Source organism: Streptomyces roseirectus, from assembly GCF_014489635.1.
GTDB lineage: Bacteria > Actinomycetota > Actinomycetes > Streptomycetales > Streptomycetaceae > Streptomyces > Streptomyces roseirectus.
Map to the genome: position 1 here is coordinate 8,272,768 of NZ_CP060828.1, position 16,191 is coordinate 8,288,958.

14 protein-coding genes and 1 tRNA gene are annotated in these 16,191 nt (G+C 71.8%); 8 read left to right on the forward strand and 7 right to left on the reverse strand.

Translation table 11 applies throughout. The annotated features are described in order from the left end of the window. The first annotated feature begins 7 nt into the window (after positions 1–7). A complete protein-coding gene (locus IAG44_RS35775) occupies positions 8–3,136 on the forward strand; it encodes an ATP-binding protein (RefSeq protein WP_187751215.1) in 3,129 nt (1,042 codons plus the stop codon). Here IAG44_RS35775 and IAG44_RS35780 read toward each other — a convergent pair. Both IAG44_RS35780 and IAG44_RS35785 read right to left on the reverse strand, forming a co-directional pair. Next, positions 3,091–3,909 (reverse strand): ABC transporter permease, encoded by an 819-nt coding sequence (locus IAG44_RS35780; protein WP_187751216.1) that lies wholly within the window; start codon positions 3,907–3,909, stop codon positions 3,091–3,093. The genes IAG44_RS35775 and IAG44_RS35780 overlap by 46 nt on opposite strands. A gap of 23 nt (positions 3,910–3,932) precedes the next feature. Continuing rightward, on the reverse strand, positions 3,933–4,946 hold the full coding sequence (locus IAG44_RS35785) for an ATP-binding cassette domain-containing protein (protein ID WP_187751217.1): 1,014 nt from the start codon (positions 4,944–4,946) through the stop codon (positions 3,933–3,935). Between the two features lie 182 nt (positions 4,947–5,128). On the opposite strand from IAG44_RS35785, the gene IAG44_RS35790 reads away from it, so the two are divergent. The 6 genes from IAG44_RS35790 (at position 5,129) to IAG44_RS35815 (ending at position 9,245) form a co-directional block, all read left to right on the forward strand. Then, complete coding sequence (locus IAG44_RS35790; RefSeq protein WP_187751218.1) at positions 5,129–5,545, forward strand: tetratricopeptide repeat protein; 417 nt, start codon at positions 5,129–5,131, stop codon at positions 5,543–5,545. A 273-nt stretch (positions 5,546–5,818) separates the two neighbouring features. Then, entirely contained in the window at positions 5,819–7,027 is a 1,209-nt protein-coding gene (locus tag IAG44_RS35795) for a helix-turn-helix domain-containing protein (protein WP_187751219.1), read from the forward strand. Between the two features lie 94 nt (positions 7,028–7,121). Beyond that, entirely contained in the window at positions 7,122–7,583 is a 462-nt protein-coding gene (locus IAG44_RS35800) for a recombinase family protein (protein WP_187751220.1), read from the forward strand. 169 nt (positions 7,584–7,752) lie between these two features. Continuing rightward, positions 7,753–7,851, forward strand: a tRNA-OTHER gene (locus IAG44_RS35805). An 87-nt stretch (positions 7,852–7,938) separates the two neighbouring features. Further along, a complete protein-coding gene (locus IAG44_RS35810) occupies positions 7,939–8,076 on the forward strand; it encodes a hypothetical protein (RefSeq protein ID WP_187751221.1) in 138 nt (45 codons plus the stop codon). Continuing rightward, positions 8,073–9,245, forward strand: coding sequence for a methyltransferase domain-containing protein (locus tag IAG44_RS35815; protein WP_425508542.1), 1,173 nt, complete (start codon positions 8,073–8,075; stop codon positions 9,243–9,245). The genes IAG44_RS35810 and IAG44_RS35815 overlap by 4 nt, the downstream gene beginning before the upstream one ends. A 333-nt stretch (positions 9,246–9,578) precedes the next feature. Here the strand turns inward: IAG44_RS35815 and IAG44_RS35820 are convergent, their stop codons facing one another. The 3 genes from IAG44_RS35820 to IAG44_RS35830 all read right to left on the reverse strand — a co-directional run bounded on the left by IAG44_RS35820 (position 9,579) and on the right by IAG44_RS35830 (position 12,252). Further along, on the reverse strand, positions 9,579–10,763 hold the full coding sequence (locus IAG44_RS35820; protein WP_187751223.1) for an MFS transporter: 1,185 nt from the start codon (positions 10,761–10,763) through the stop codon (positions 9,579–9,581). Between the two features lie 155 nt (positions 10,764–10,918). After that, a complete protein-coding gene (locus IAG44_RS35825) occupies positions 10,919–11,683 on the reverse strand; it encodes a class I SAM-dependent methyltransferase (protein WP_187751224.1) in 765 nt (254 codons plus the stop codon). A 5-nt stretch (positions 11,684–11,688) separates the two neighbouring features. Continuing rightward, positions 11,689–12,252 (reverse strand): type 1 periplasmic-binding domain-containing protein, encoded by a 564-nt coding sequence (locus IAG44_RS35830; RefSeq protein ID WP_187751225.1) that lies wholly within the window; start codon positions 12,250–12,252, stop codon positions 11,689–11,691. Between the two features lie 264 nt (positions 12,253–12,516). On the opposite strand from IAG44_RS35830, the gene IAG44_RS35835 reads away from it, so the two are divergent. Then, positions 12,517–13,236 (forward strand): TetR/AcrR family transcriptional regulator, encoded by a 720-nt coding sequence (locus IAG44_RS35835; RefSeq protein WP_187751226.1) that lies wholly within the window; start codon positions 12,517–12,519, stop codon positions 13,234–13,236. A gap of 128 nt (positions 13,237–13,364) precedes the next feature. On the opposite strand, the gene IAG44_RS35840 is transcribed toward IAG44_RS35835, so the two are convergent. After that, positions 13,365–14,696, reverse strand: coding sequence for a Gfo/Idh/MocA family protein (locus IAG44_RS35840; protein WP_187751227.1), 1,332 nt, complete (start codon positions 14,694–14,696; stop codon positions 13,365–13,367). 95 nt (positions 14,697–14,791) lie between these two features. Beyond that, positions 14,792–16,129: a D-alanyl-D-alanine carboxypeptidase/D-alanyl-D-alanine endopeptidase gene (gene dacB / locus IAG44_RS35845; protein WP_187751228.1), complete on the reverse strand. Its 1,338-nt coding sequence runs from the start codon at positions 16,127–16,129 to the stop codon at positions 14,792–14,794. Positions 16,130–16,191 lie beyond the last annotated feature (62 nt).

Genomic DNA, 16,191 nt, shown 5'->3' on the forward strand with positions numbered 1-16,191 from the left:
TGCCGGGGTGACCCCCGAGTTGACCCTGCTGTCCCGAGTCGCCTGTCGTGGGCGGGAGATCACCGCGCCCCGGCTGCGCGGGCTGCTGGCGCTGCTCGCGCGGGAGCCGGGGGCGGGGTGCGGGACGGGGCGGATCGTCGAGGGGCTGTGGCCGGAGGAGAAGCCGGAGCATCCGGCGAAGGCCGTGCAGATCCTGGTGTCGCGGCTGCGGGCACAGCTCGGCGCCGAGATCGTCGTCAGCACCCCCACCGGCTACCGGCTCGGACTCGCCCCCGACCGGGTGGACAGCTCGGCACTCCTCCTGCACGAAGCGGCCGGCGCCGAACGGGCCCGGACCGGCGACCACGCGGGCGCGCTCGCGCAGGCCGAGGCGGGGCTCGCGCTGTGGGACGGGGACGGCGCGGACGCCGCCGACGACGGCCCGCTCGGCGCCCTGCGCGCCGACCGGGCCCACACCCGCCGCGCCCTGGCCAGAACCCGCGCCCTCGCGCTGGCCCGCCTCGGCCGACGCCAGGAAGCCGCCGCACCCCTCGCCGAGGCCGTCGCCGACGCGCCCCGCGACGAGGAAGCCCTCGCGGAACTCCTGCGCTGCGAACCCGCCCCCGCCGCACTCGCCCGCTACGCCGCCTACCGGCACGCCCTGCGCGAAGCGCTCGGCACCGACCCCGGCCCCGCACTGCGCGCCGTCCACGAGGAGCTGCTGCACGCCGACGCGCCCCGCGTCCGCCACGGCGTACCCCACGAACCCAACCCCCTGCTCGGCCGGGACGGCGACATCGCCGCCGTCGCCGGACTGCTGCGCACGGCGCGTGTCGTCACCGTCACCGGGACCGGCGGGCTCGGCAAGACGCGGCTGGCGCACGCCGTGAGCCACGCCGCCGAACAGCCGGTCGTGCACTTCGTGCCGCTGGCCGGCGTCCAGCGCGGCGACGACGTCACCGCCGAGGTCGCCACCGCCGTCGGCACCGGCTTCCCCGGCACCGGAGACCCCGCGGACGGCATCCTCAACGCGCTCGGCCCCCGGCCCGCCCTGCTGGTGCTGGACAACTGCGAACACGTCGTCACCGGCGTCGCCGCGCTCGTCCGCACCCTCGTCGCCCGCTCCGCCGGGCTGCGGATCCTCGCCACCAGCCGCGCCCCCCTCGGCCTGACCTCCGAGTCGGTGTACGAGCTGCCCGAACTCCCGCCGGACGCCGCCGCCGAACTCTTCACCCAGCGGGCGCGCGCCGCCCGGCCCGGCGTGGAGCTGCCGCCGGAGACGGTCGCCGAGATCTGCGCCCACCTCGACGGCCTGCCCCTCGCCGTCGAACTCGCCGCCGCCCGCGTGCGCGTCCTGTCCGTCACCGACGTCTCCCGGCGGCTGCGCGACCGGTTCGCCCTGCTGCGCGGCGGCGCCCGCGACGCGCCCGAACGCCACCGCACGCTGCGGGCCGTCGTCGACTGGAGCTGGCACCTCCTCGAACCCGACGGCCGCACCGCCCTGCGCGCCCTGTCGGTGTTCCCCGGCGGCTTCGACGCGGACGCCGCCGAACGCGTCCTCGACGACGCCGGGGACACGCTCGCCCTGCTGGAACAGCTCGCCGGACAGTCCCTGCTGAAGGTCGTCGACGGCCCTCTGGGGACCCGGTTCCGGATGCTGGAGACCCTGCGCGAGTTCGGCGCCGCCCGGCGCGCCGAGGCCGGCGAGGAGGCGGCCGTCACCGACCGCTTCCTCCTCTGGGCCCGCGACTTCGGCCGCGCCCACCACGACGTCCTGTTCGGCGCCGCCCCCGTCCCCGCCTGGGACCTCATCCGCGCCGAGCAGGACAACCTCGTCCTCGCCCTGCGCCACGCCCTCGCCCGCGCCGACCACGCCACGACGGCCGCCACCGCCGCCGTCCTCGGCTCCCTGTGGGCCACCGAGTCGCACTACGCCCGCCTCGCCGCGCTCATCGAGGAGACCGGCCGCCCCCTCTCCCACTTCCGCCCCACCGACCCCCGGGACGTCGAGGCGCTGCGCAGCGCCTCCGTCGTCGCCACCGGCACCCTCTTCATGGCCCACGGCCCGCACGCCGTACGGCAGTTGGCGACCCTGCGGCGGCTGCCGCCCGCCCCGCCGGACACCGTGCCCCGCGCCCTCGCCGTCGTCCTGGCCGCCATGCCGGAGATCCGGCCGCCCGCCTACGAGCGGCTGACCGAGCTGTGCGAGGCGGACGAGCCGATGCTCGCCGGGACCGCGTCGACCGTCGCCAGCTACGTGTGGGACGCCGCGCAGGACATCCCGCGCGCGCTCCACCACGCCCGCCGCATGCTCACCACCGCGACCCCCTTCGCCAACCCCGCCCTGCGGATGCTCGCCCACGGCCGCATCAGCGAACTCTGCCTGCGCACCGAGCGCGGCGAGGAGGCGTACGAGCATCTGCGCATCGCCCACGACTCGCTCGGCGAGTACGGCAGCCACAACGACTGGACCGACCCCGTCGGCGTGCGCTGGGCGCTGGTCCTCGCCTGCCTCCAGCTCGGGCGGGTCGACGAGGCCGAGTACTGGTACGGGCTCGCCGCGCTCGACCGGACGCCGGAGACGGTCGAGGCGTTCACCTCCGACCTCGGGGCCCGCGCGGAGATCACCCTCGCGCGCGGGCGCGTCGACGCCGGGTTGCGGTTGTGGCGGGCCTCGGCGGAGCAGGTCCGGGAGACCGATCCCGACGATCCGTTCATGCGGCGTTGGTCCCTTGAGGTGCGGGCGGCCACGGTGGCGGCGCACGCGCTGCACGGGCGGGCCGAGCAGGTCGCCGGTCTGGCGGGGGAGTTGCGGGAGTTGCTGCCGGGGCTTTCGCCGGGGGCCACGCACGGGGCGGTTCTGCTGGCTGTCGCGCTGGCCGGGCTCGCCGAGGGGGATGCCGGGGCGGTGCGGCTGGTGGCGTTGAGCGAGGTGATGCCGGTCGCGCGGGATTTCCCTGTGCTGTCGGCGGGGCGGGCTCGGGGGATGGCCGAGGAGGTCGACGCGGAGGGGTACGCGCGGGCTCGGGCCGAGTTCGAGGGGTTGGGGCGGGAGGAAGTGGGGGAGCGGGTGCGGGCGTTGCTGGCGGAGGGGGCGGGGGCCGTGCCGGGTCAGTGCCGGGGTTCCCGCACGAACAGGGCCTTCGACCAGACGTAGCCCAGCACCGACAGGCCCACGCACCAGGCGAGCGTCAGCACCGCGTTCGTCGTCCCGATCGGCGTGCCCATCAGGAGGCCGCGCAACGTCTCGATCGCCGGGGAGAAGGGCTGGTACTCCGCGAACCAGCGGAACCAGACCGGCATCGAGCCCACCGGGACGAACGCGCTCGACAGCATCGGCAGCATCATCAGGGGCGTGCCGAGGTTGCTCGCGCCCTCCGGGTTCGGGGCGGCCAGGCCGATGCCGACCGCGAACCAGATCAGCGCGAGGCTCACCAGTGCCAGCAGGCCGGTCGCCGCGAGCCATTCCAGGGGCGTCGCGTTCGGGCGGAAGCCGATGGCCACGCCGATCAGCAGGAGGGCGGCCAGGGCGAGGAGGGTCTGGAGGACGCTGCCGAGGACGTGGCCGATCAGGACGGATGCCCGGGAGATCGGCATCGTCCGGAACCTCGCCATGATGCCTTCCGTCATGTCCATCGACACGGACACCGCCGTGCCGAGTGCTGTGCCGCCGATCGTCGTCAGCAGGATGCCGGGGACGATGTAGGCGACGTACGCGGAGCGGTCCGCCGTGCCGCCGGTGATGCCCGCGCTCATCACGTCGCCGAAGAGGTAGACGAACAGGAGCAGGAGGATGACCGGGGTGAGGAGGATGTTGAGGGTGAGGGAGGGGTAGCGGCGGGCGTGGAGGATGTTGCGGCGGAGCATGGTGAGGTTGTCGCGGAGGGCGTGGGCATGGGTGTGGGTGGGGGCGGTCGCGGGGGTGGTCATGGGGCGGGGTTCCTCAAGGGTGGTCATCGGGCGGCCTGGTGGGTGGGTTGATCGGTGGTCGGTGCGGACGGTGCGGTCGGTGTGGACGACGCGGTTGCCGGGGCTGCCGGGCGGGCGGTCAGGGCGAAGAAGACGTCGTCCAGGTCCGGGGTGTGGACGGAGAGTTCGTCCGCCTCGACGCCGGCCGAGTCCAGCCGGTCCAGGAGGGCGCGGAGTTCGCGCTGTGTGCCGTCGCTGGGGATCTGGAGGGTGAGGGCGTCGTCGTCGGAGGTCGTCTCGCGCAGGGCGCTCGCGGCGTGTGCGTAGGCCGCCGGGTCCGTGAAGCGCAGGCGGACGTGGCCGCCGGGGACCAGGCGTTTCAGCTCCGGGGCGGTGCCCTCGGCGACGATCCGGCCGCCGTCCAGGACCGCGATGCGGTCGGCGAGTTCGTCGGCCTCGTCGAGGTACTGGGTCGTGAGGAACACGGTCGTGCCGGCGGCGACCAGTTCGCGGACGATGCCCCACAGGGTGTGCCGGGAACGGGGGTCGAGGCCGGTGGTGGGTTCGTCGAGGAAGATGATGCCGGGGGCGCCGACCAGCGTCATCGCGAGGTCCAGCCGGCGCTTCATGCCGCCGGAGTACGTCGAGGCGGGCTTGCGGGCGGCGTCGGTGAGGCCGAAACGTTCGAGCAGGCCGGCCACGACCCGACGGCCCTCGCGCTTCGGCAGGTGGTTCAGGTCGGCCATCAGCAGCATGTTCTCCTCGCCGGTGATCAGCCGGTCCACCGCCGAGAACTGTCCGGTCACCCCGATCACACTCCGCACGGCGTGCGCCTCATCGCGCACCTCGTACCCCCCGACCCGCGCCCGCCCGCCATCCGCGCTCAGCAGCGTCGACAGCACCCCCACCACCGTCGTCTTCCCCGCCCCGTTCGGCCCGAGCAGCCCGAACACGGTCCCCTCCGGCACCCGCAGATCGATCCCGTCCAGCACGGTCTTCTCGCCGTACACCTTGCGCAGTCCCTCTGCCTCGATCGCGAGGCCGTTGTGCGTCGTCATGGGGAAGAGGGTGGGGCGGGGCGGGTTCAGCGCGGTTTCAGGGCGGTTTCAGGGGGAGGGGGCGGGGGGCGCATCTCCCTTCCCGCCCCGGAATACACCCCCGCCCCACCGCGTTCCCCCAGTGCGGTTGACGCATCAACCGCACCTGCTCGCACCGCGCGCAGTGACGAACGGAGGAACCGGTGACCAGCGAGTTCAACGCCTACGCGGCGACCGACGGGGTCGCCCCCGACCGCTGGGCGAGCGCCCTGCACCTCTTCGACGGCGGCCCCGGCGCGGCCCGCGAGGAGAGCGCGGCCGAACGCTGGGAGCGCGCCGGGCTGCTCTTCGAGGCCAAGGACTACGTCACCGCCGCGAAGCTCCTCGCGGACGTCGTCGAGGAGTTCCCGGAGCAGACCGCGCCCCGGCTGCTGCTGGCCCGCGCCTACTACCACTCGGCCCAACTGGGCCGCGCGGAGGAGCAGTTGCGCCTGATCGTGGAGCGCGACCCGGTGGAGCACTACGCCCACCTGATGCTGGGTCGCACCCTGGAGCGCCAGGGTCGCGCCGAGGAGGCGGCGCCCTGGCTGCGGATGGCCGCCGCGTTCGACGGCGAGTGACCTCGGGCGGCGTGACGTAGACGAGGACGGTCGCCGAGACCCCCAGGGTCCAGCGCCGGGTCGCGTTGCGGAAGCGCATGGCGACGATGACACCCCGCGTCGGCGTGATGTATCAACCGTCCTCGGTCCGTCAACATCTCTGACAGGCTGAACTTGATACTGCGGACCCGTGATGAGCCCCTCCTGTCTGTGATCGATCGTTGACCTCTCACGCCCCCTGCCGTGGGCCTACCATCGGAAGAGAACCGCACCCGCGCTACCGCTGAGGTGAACGTGAGCAACTGGGCAGACCTGACGACCGGCAAGCGAATCAAGCACCTCCGGGGGGACATGCCGCAAACGCGTCTCGCCGAAGTCTCGGGCGTGTCCTACGCCCTGGTGCAGAAAGCGGAGCAGGACCGAGGAGAGCTGTCGGTGGGCTCGCTCCTGAAGCTTGCGAACGGCCTCGATACTGACGTCTCCGTGGTCCTCGGCCAGCAAGCTCCGCGCAGGGGCATGGACCGCGACGACCGGGCGGCCTTGCTCACTCTGTCTGACGCCGTCCACGAAAGCGCCCTCGGCGGGTGGGTGGGGATCGAGGACCCAAGCAGCGTCGAGGACTTGGCCAACGCCCGCGATCTGGCTTGGGAAGCCTACTGGGCAAGTGACACGGCGAACGTCAGTCTCTACGCTTCGAAGGTCCTGATGGAGGGACAGGTCAGGTACGCCGTCGCAACGGGAGCCGAGCGCGAACAGCTTGGCGCTATCTTGGCGAGTGCCTATCGGGTGGCGGCGTCTTGCTCCACGGGGTTCGGGTACCGAGATCTTGCGCTGAGTGCGCTCACTTCGGCGAAACGTCTTGCTCACGACGCCGGTGATCCGGTGCTCGGTGCGTTGTTGGACTCCACGCTTTCATGGGTCTACCTGCGGGGCGCCAAGCTGCCTCGGGCCGTGTCGGTCGCGGAGCGTGCCGCTCTGGCGATCGAGCCGTCCTTCAGCAACGGGTCTCGGCCTCAACTCATCGCGTACGGACGCAACATGATCTCTGCGGCGGTCGCCGCGTCGCGTAAGGAAGACGGGGACGCGGCAAACAACTACCTGTCTCAGGCGCACGCCGCCGCCGCGCGACTCGGCAAAGATGAGAAGTTGTACGGCACCAACTTCGGTCCGACTACCGCCAAGGCAGAGGCAGTTGGAATCCACGTAGCCCTCAAGGACTACGGCGCGGCACTACGGCTTGCCGACCAGCCCGACATGCGGAAACTCCCCAAGAGCATGTCCAAGGTTGCCCGCAATCGGTACAGGCTCGACGTCGCCTTGGCCCAGGTATCAACTGGCTTGTACGACAAGGCTGGTGACACCCTCGTCGAGGTGGGGTTGGACGCACCGGAGTGGGTCAAGCACCAAGCCCTACCGGGTGTGATCGGCAAGCGTCTTGCAAAGGTCTCGACGGCTCGCGTTCGCCACATCGGAGACCTGATCGGCGTCCCCTTGATCAACTAACTCCTACGGTCCATGGGGGTTGGCGGCGTGCGACTTCGATCGACTCCTACGAACGTCGCTTCACTTTGGGTGATCGTGGCGACACGATTGATTCATGGTCGGCGAGAGCGAACAGGTCCCCCAAGCGACGTCCCGTCGCCGCACCGAAGGCGACCGTGAACGGCGGCGAGATCTTGCCGACGTTGCGGCCGGTATTCCGCCCGCCACCGAATCCGAGGTGGGAAAGTTCCGCGTTGTCATCTACCTTTGCGGCGCCCTCAACGCCGACTTGAAGTCCAGTCGCGATTCGTGCAAGGCATACGCCGATTCCCTTTCGTGGGACGTCGTAGCCGTAATCGAAGACCGTGACGGGCTCCTGCCCCCGGACGGCCGTTCCGGTCTCAATCTCGCCATCGAGCGAATCAAGGCGAGGGAAGCCGGCGCCCTGCTGACCCCCTGGCAGATGATGATCTCGTCCATCCCCTCCGAGTTCCATGAAGTCTCCCGGGAGATCGAGGGGCTGGGCGGATTCGTTCAGGTAATGGCTGTGGACTATGGCCGATCTGAAAGCAGCTGACGCGCAAATCGAGCGCTCTTCCGAGTGGCGACTCACGCTCATTAGTCCCGTGGCCTACGCGCCCCACGGGCGGTCGATCCGCTGTAAAGGCGGCTGACAGGTGAAGCGCCTCATCTACCGGTACGGATGGCTGACCTATCTCAACGTGGTTGCCACCGGACGGGACAAGCCCCCTGTAGCTCAACGGAAGAGCACTGCGCACCCTTTCCCCCACGGCGATCGAAGAATCGCCCGCGCAGAGGTCTTGGTTCGACTCCAGGCAGGGGGGCGACTCTCCGCTTCTGGTTTTCGATCAGCGAAGATCAGGGGCGGCGAGTTCACCAATCCTCACCCAACGAATTGGGAGGTAACTCAGATGCGTCTTTGGTGGCTCACGATGGCGGACGGCGGCAACCCGCAGGACGACAGCGACAGCGGAAACAAGCACGGCGGGGGTGGGTCCGACGAGGGTGGCAACACCAACGACGGCCAGGGCCCGGCGGACGGCCGCTGAAGGTGAGCGTCAACGGCGAAAAGGAGGCGGGCCTTCAGGGGCTCGCCTCCGCGCTCCTGGAAAAGGGAGCGTTGACGAGTGATTGGCTTCCCGCGTTCAACGCGGTTCCCCGGCACCTGTTCGTTCCTGATGTGATCTGGCCCGGTCGTGCGGGGATGAACCGGCAGGATGACCGAGTTATCCGCAGTGAGGTACCCAAGACGTGGTGGAAGGCCGTTTACACAGACGCTCCGATCACCACTCAGTGGGATGACGGGACGTACGACGGACCGGGGAAGGGGAAGACCCCTTCAAGCTCCAGTTCCATGCCGACCATGGTGTTCTCCATGCTCGACGCGCTGAGCGTCGAAGAGGGACACCGTGTGTTGGAGATCGGTACGGGTACCGGCTGGAACGCCGCTCTGCTGTCTCACCGGCTCGGCTCCGCGAACGTGTTCACGATCGAGGTGGACGACGCGAGTGCGCGGGAAGCCCGCAAGCGCCTGAATGACGCCGGCTTCGATCCCGTGTCCGTCATCGGCGACGGGGCCGAGGGGTACGCCGCAGGTGCCCCGTACGACCGGCTGATCGCCACGGCGTCCATCGGCCGCGTTCCCCGACCGTGGCTCGATCAGGTGAGGCCCGGTGGCATCATCGTCGCCCCGTGGGGGCCGACGTACGGCGGGGAAGCCGTTGCCCGGCTCACTGTGGCCAGGGACGGCAGCGCGTCCGGGCACTTCGTCGGGTCGTCGGCGTTCATGCGGCTACGCGAGCAGCGCAAGACCCTTCCCCCGGCGACGGCCTACGACACGAACGCCGACGGCATCCGCACCACCACGCGGCTTTCACCGGACGACGTGGGCGAGTGGCTGCACATGTTCGTGATCGGCGTTCAGGACCCGACGTTGTTCTGTCGCGTCGAGTGGGGCGAAGGCGGTTCCTACCGGCTGTGGCTGTACGACACCAGCGTCACGTCGTGGGCGGTGGCGAACTACGACCCTGGCCACACAGAGTTCGAGGTCACCGAGCACGGGCCGCGCGCACTGTGGGACGAACTGCGGTCGGCGTGGAACTGGTGGGACGGGAAAGGCCGCCCCGGATTCGAGCGCTTCGGGCTCACCGTGGACGGGGACAGCGAGCGCGTGTGGCTCGACACGCCTGACACGCCCGTCCCTCAGCTCGGAGCCTGACGGGACTACCCGCATACCCCTCTCTCGCGGCCTTCTACCGATCGCTTGAGAGGCTGAGGGGGGCTTCTTCAGGTCGCTCGCGCGCCCGTCCCGAAGCCCCTGCCGCTTTCCCCTCGTACCCTCGGAGCGGCAGGGGGCTTCTTTTTCAGGGAACGTCAGAAGGGGCACCCGGGCTGGTGCCCCTTTGTTGTTTCTCAGACCTCGAAGCAGTAGTCGGGGAAGTTCGAGAGAGCGACCTCGCGGCGCTTCAGGAAGCTGTCGATGGCCCCGCGCATCTTCGCGCCGGTGGTGCTGACCTTCCGGGCCGCACACACCCCCACCATCCGATCGAACTCAGCCTTTCGGCCGAGGAACCGTTCCGCCGGCCTCCTCCGCGTCCACTCGAACCCCCCGAGCGGCCACGACCATCACCCCCAGCCCCACCAGCACGATCCCCGCCCCCACGAACAACGGCGCCCGGTACCCCCACCCCACCGAGATCGCCGCACCCCCCAGCCAGGCCCCCAACGCGTTCCCCACGTTGGAGGCCGACACGTTCGCGCTCGCCGCCAGCGCCGCCCCGCCCGCCTGATCGGTCACCCGGGTGATCATCCCCGGCACGCTCGCGAACCCGGCCACCCCCAGCAGGAACACCAGCACCACCGAGGCCGGCCCGCTCCCCGCCAGCACCCCGAACGCGACGAGGACCACCGCGAGCGACGCCAGCGCCCACACCAGCGCCCGGTCCCGGTCGACGTCGGCCGCGCGCCCGCCCACGACGTTCCCGACGACGAGCCCGACCCCGTACACCATGAGCAGCCACGCCACGTCCCCGGATGAGAACCCGCCGACCTCGGTGAACGTGTACGCGAGATAGCTGAACGCCCCGAACATCCCCCCGTAGCCGAGCGCGGTGGCGCCCAGCGTGAGCCACACCTGCGCCGACCGGAACGCGCGCACCTGCGCCCGCAGCCCGCCGTCCGAGGGCACCGCCCGTTCCAGCGGCACCAGCGCGACGATCCCCGCCAGCGCCACCACCCCGATCCCGGCGACCGCCCCGAAGGAGACCCGCCACCCCCACCGCTCCCCGACGAACGCCCCGAACGGCACCCCGAGCACGTTCGCGACGGTCAGCCCGGCGAACATCACGGCGACGGCCCGGGACTTCTTCTCCGGCGCGACGAGCGAGCGCGCGACGAGCGACCCGATCCCGAAGAACGACCCGTGGCACAGCGCCGCGACGATCCGCCCCAGCATCATCAGCCCGTAGTCCGGCGCGACGGCCGACAGCAGGTTCCCGACGACGAACAGCGCCACCAGCCCGACGAGCACGTACTTGCGCGGCAGCCGCGCCGTCACCGCCGTCAGCGCGATCGCCCCCACCGCGACGGCCAGCGCGTACCCGGAGATCAGCTGCCCGGCCGCCGCCTCGGACACCCCGAAGCTCTCCGCGACCTGCGGCAGCAGCCCGGCGATGAGGAATTCGGTGAGCCCGATCCCGAACCCCCCGAGCGCCAACGCGACGAGCCCGACCGGCACTTGACACCTCCGTCGACACACAGGAACGTCCGGCGCCGAACAGCACCGGGACGTCACACACCATCACGACCATCGGTCGATCACACCGCGCTTTTCTTTACCTCCACGAACGCCAGGAGGGCTTCGCCCGGCTCAACCCGCCGGCGGCATGAGGATCAGGTCGGCGACGACGGAGAGGCGGGACGGAGGTGGAAGTGGACGTGGGTGGCGTCGTCGGGCACGGGTTCGCCGTCCGGGCCGGTGAGGGCGGCGACGGTCAGGCCGGCGGACGCGGCCAGCTCCTCGAAGACGGCGCGCGGGTACCAGTGCATGACCCAGGGGCGGTCCACGACGTCGCTGCCGCCGTCGTGGTGGCGCTCGTAGCGCAGGAGCGTCGTCTGCGTGCGGGCCCGCTCGTCGCGCTCCTCGGAGACGACGGACACCCGCAGGTCGGCGCCGTCGGGCGCGGTGGCCGTGCGGACCCGGCCGAACTGGTCGGCGGGGGTGGGCTCGGGAGCGAACAGCGGGACGAGCGCGGTGCCGTCGTCGGTGAGGTGGGCGCGGATACCGCGCAGGGCGGCCAGGGCGGTCGCGTCGTCGGGCAGCAGGGTGAAGGTCGGCCCGGCGAGGAAGACCGCCCGGTAGCGGCGGGGCAGATCAAGGGCCTCCATGCGCTGGTGGAACACGGTGACGGGGACGCCCAGTCCGCCCGCCCGGTGCCGCAGGCGCTCCAGCATGTCGGCGGAGGAATCGACGCCGTCGACGTCCAGACCGCGCCCGCGCAGGTCGAGCAGGGGATCGCCGTCCCCGCAGCCCAGTTCCAGCGCCGGTTCACCGGCCGCGCGGACGAACTCCGCGTAGGGCTCGGGATCCTGGGAGTGCGCCTTCAGAGGTCCGTAGATCTCCGCGACGATGCCGGTGTAGAAGTCAGCTGGGTCCACGCCGGTCACCCTAGGCGCACGAGTCCCGCACGTTCACTCGAATATCGGGCCGGCGGCTCACAGCCGGTCGTACCGGCCGAGGAACCGGAACCCCGCCCCGCGCGCCCGGTACAGGAAGTACAGCGCCCCCGGCTCCGCGCCCCCGAACTCGTCGTGAACCGCGGCGGCTTGACCAGCCCCGCGTACTCCGTCGAGGCCGGCCGCCGCACCACCGCCCCCGGCGTCACGTCGAGCCCTTCCAGCGCACGGGCGACGACGCCCACCGCGTCGTACGCCTCGGGAGCCCACCGGCCGGGCGCCACCCCGTGACGCGCACGGTAGGCGGCGACGAACCCGGCGGACACCCGCCCGGGATCGGTGAACGGCGCCCCGAACACCCACCCCTCACCGGCGGCCCCGGCCGCGCGCGGGAACTCGGGCCGCATGACGTGCCACGTCCCCAGGCACACGCCCCCGAACCCGGCGTCGGCGAGAGCCCGCGCGCACAGCGCGGCTCGCTGGGGCGACGTCCCGCTGAACACGAAGGCCCGCGCCCCGCCACCAGCACCCCGCACACCGCGACGGCACACCCGAGGCGCGCCCCTCGGTTCGTCACATGCCCTCCCCGCAAACCGGTCCCCGGCGTTCCGCTCGATGCCAGGCGAGCAACTGGCGTACGTTCACGACCGGTTGACGATCATGTGGCACCCCTGTACCGCGTCTGTCACACATCCGACGAGAACGCCCGCCTGTGAACGGACGCCCGCGTGAACGCTGTACGCACCGACGGAACGGTGTACGCGCCGCACGCTATGCTGGCCCCGACCGAGCACCCCGCGAGAAACAGGAGCGTCATGACGGCCAAGCGGAACCCGATCCCCTCCGTGTGGGCCCGCCCCCGGCGTGAGCCGGAGCAGCCCGCGCTGAGCCGGGACGCGATCGTGCGGGCGGCGGTCGCGATGCTGGACGCGGAGGGGGCCGACGCGCTGAGCATGCGCAAGCTCGGCGCCAGCCTGAACGCCGGGGCGACCTCGCTGTACCGGCACGTCGCCACCAAGGAAGAGCTGATGGAGCTGGCGGCCGACGAGGTCTTCGGCGAGATCGCGGTACCGGCCGGCGGCGACTGGCGCACCGCCGTGACCGAGGCGGCGTTCTCCTTCCGGGCGACGACCCTGCGCCACCCCTGGCTCGCCTCGGTCCTCGGCCAGGCGGGCCTCGCCTACCTGGGCCCCAACCTCATGTCCCGCACGGAGAGCCTGGCCGCCCTCTTCGTGGACGCCGGTTTCCCCGACCCCGGCAACGCGATCTCGGCGCTCCTGTCCTACGTCACCGGCATGAGCACCACCGAGGCCGCCTGGCTCGGCACGGTCGCCCGCTCCGGCGACACCGAGGCCGACTTCGTCGCCCGCCTGATGCCGGCGGCGGAACGGGCCGCCGCCGGCTACACCCACCTCGCCGACGGATACGCCGCCCAGCAGGGCCAGGGCCCGGAGGCCGCGCGGGAGGCGAAGTTCCGGTACGGGCTGGAGGTCGTGCTGGACGGGCTGGCGCTGCGGCTGCCGGACGGGGCGTGACGTAGGCACGGGGGAGGAGGGGAGAGGGACCAAGGTGCGGGCATAGTGTCATCCTGCCTGTCCCTCGCTCGTCGTACCGCTCGTCCCCCGCCGAGAGTTCGAGCCCGGCACGCACCGCCCCCGCCCCCTCACAACTCCAGCAACTCCCGCGTCCGCACCACACCCCCCGTCTCGAACGACCGATTCGCCGCCAGCCCCGTCACCAGCGACAACGCCCCGTCCCTGGCATCGGCGGCCCGCCCCAACGCGTCCGGCCCCCGCTCCCCGAACAGATCCTCCAGCATCCGCGCGTCCCCACCCCCGTGCCCGCCCTCCCCGCTCGCCACCTTCACCTCGCGCGGCTCCTCCCAGGCCCGCCGCAGCAGCAACTCGGTACGCCCGGCGGTCCCCGCGACCCCGTGCGTGGAGGGCCCGCCGGAACGCGCCGGCGTCCACGTCGTCTCCTCGACGAGCAGTTCGAGCCGCCCCTCGCTGCCGTTGAAGGCGATCCGGTACCCCTCCCAGGGCGCGTACGCGGTGAGGTGGTACGTCAGGGACGCCCCGGAGGCGTACCGGACGAGGACGGCCATGTCGTCCTCGATGGTGACGCCGGGCGCGAAGACGTTCTGGTCGCGGTGGTAGCCGTCCTCGGACTCGGCGTCGAGGTAGAGGGCCTTGAGGTCGGGCTCGTCGGCGAGGCGCAGCGCGAACGGGTCGCCCTCGGCGGCCGGTTGCCCGTGCGCCCGGTCGTACTCCCGCGCCAGACCCCGACGTTGGCCCGCCTCGTCGCCGTAGAAGAACAACTTCCCCTGCGCGTACACGGTGTCGGGCGTGCTGCCCAGCCACCAGTTGACGAGGTCGAAGTGGTGCGTGGCCTTGTGGACCATCAGGCCACCGGAGTTGGCCTTGTCCCGGTGCCAGCGGCGGAAGTAGTCCGCGCCGTGCCGCAGGTCGAGCAGCCACTCGAAGTGCACGGACCCGACGTCGCCGACCGCCCCGCCCGCGAGCAGTTCCCGGACGGCCGAATGCACCGGGTTGTAGCGGTAGTTGAAGGCGACCCGCACCTCGCGCCCGGTGCGTTCACGGGCGTCGAGGATCCGGCGCGCCCTGTCCGCGTCGGTCGTCATCGGCTTCTCGGTGACGACGTCGCACCCCGCCTCCAGCGCCCGCACGATGTACGCGTCGTGGGTCCGGTCGACACTGCACACCACGACGACGTCGATCCGCTCGCGCCGCAGCATCTCCTCGAACTCCCCGGCGGAGTACGCCGGTACGGGCGCCCCGCCCAGCCACTCGTTGTGGACGCGCATCCGGTGGGCGTTGACGTCGCAGAACCCGGCGAGTTCGTACCGGTCCGCGTAGGGGCCGGCCAGCGCGGACACGAACAGCCGAGCACGGGAACCGAGTCCGACGACGGCGACGCGACGGCGAGCGGCGCCGCCGCCGGCCGAGGAGGGCGAAGAGGGCGAGGAGGGCGACAAGGGGGTCTCCGATCGATCTGCCGGGTCCGGGGCCGGTACCGAACGTACCGACCCCGGACCCGCGCCGAAAGATCACCCAGGCCGCGTGAACAGCCCTACGCCCAGCACCCGTTGACGGTCGCCGCCAGCCCGTCCAGCGCGTCCTTCGTGTCACCCGGCGCCGCCGTCGAGTTGTTCTCGACGAACGAGAACACCTTCCAGCGCCCGTCCTGCGCCCGCGTGAACCCGCTGAGCGCGATCGCCCCGGTCAGGGTGCCGGTCTTGGCCATCACCTTGCCGACGGCGCACGAGGAGTCCGGCGTGTCGAAGCGCCCCCACTCCGGGCCGAGCGTGCCGCCGGTCGCGCCCGAGACGGGCAGCCCGTCCTTGATGTACTTGAGGAGGTGGCTGTAGCGCGGGTCCGTCGTGAGGTCGAGGATCTGCGCGAGCGTCCGTGCCGGGATCCGGTTCGCGCGCGACAGCCCGCTGCCGTCGTGGATCTCGACGTTCTCCAGCGAGACGCCGTAGCGCCGGCTGAGCACGTCGCGGACGACGGCCGTGCCGTCCTCGAAGGTGGCCGGGCGGCCCGCGCCGAGCGCGGTCATGCGCAGCAGGGTCTCGGCGATGTTGTTGTCGCTGACCGTCAGCATGTGCTTGACGATCACCGACAGCTTCGCCGAGGTGTGGCGGGCGACGGGGAAGGCCGTGAGGCCGGCGGTGGCGCGGGCGACGTCGCCGTCGACCGTCACGCCCTGGTCGGTGAGCGCCTTCGCGAAGACCTGGCCGGCGTCGAGGGAGGTGTCCGTGACGCCGTGGCCGTCCACGACCAGCGCGCGGACCGGGGCAACGTTGTCAGGGTAGTAGCCGTCGTTCCAGCCGGTCGCGAGCGAGGGCTCGGGGAAGAGGCTGTCGTCGACCCGGACCTTGACGGTGGTCAGGCCCGCCGCCTTCAGGCCGGCGACGGCCGTCTTCGCCATCGCCTGGAGATCGGCCGTCGTCAGGGTGCGGTCGCCGCCGCCGACGAGGGTCAGCGTGCCGTCGCCGTACACGACCTTCGTGGTGAAGCGGTGGCTCGGGCCGAGGACCGTCAGGGCGGCGGTCGAGGTGGCGAGCTTCGTGTTGGACGCCGGCATCAGGGCCGTCGTCGCGTCGTGGCCCCAGATCTCCTTGTCGGACTTGGCGTCGACGACGACACCGCTGAACGTGGTGCCGAGGCGGGCGTCCTGGACGCGGGTGTCGAGGTTGTCCGCGATCTGCTGCTCGGCCGGGTCGAGTTCCGTGGCGCCGGCCTTCGACGCGGTGGCCTTCTCGGCGGCGAACGCGGACGGGCCGGCCAGGATCGTGCCGGCGACCGGTGTCACGGCCGCGACCAGGAGCGCCCGGCGGACCGCCGGGTTCATCGGCCGGGTTCTGCGGTGGCGCCCGCGCGCGCCGGAGGGGGGTGTGCTCTGCATGGGGGTGGTCCTCGGAGTGGTCCCGTGGGGGGAATGTGGCGGATGTGGCCGAAAGTAGCAGT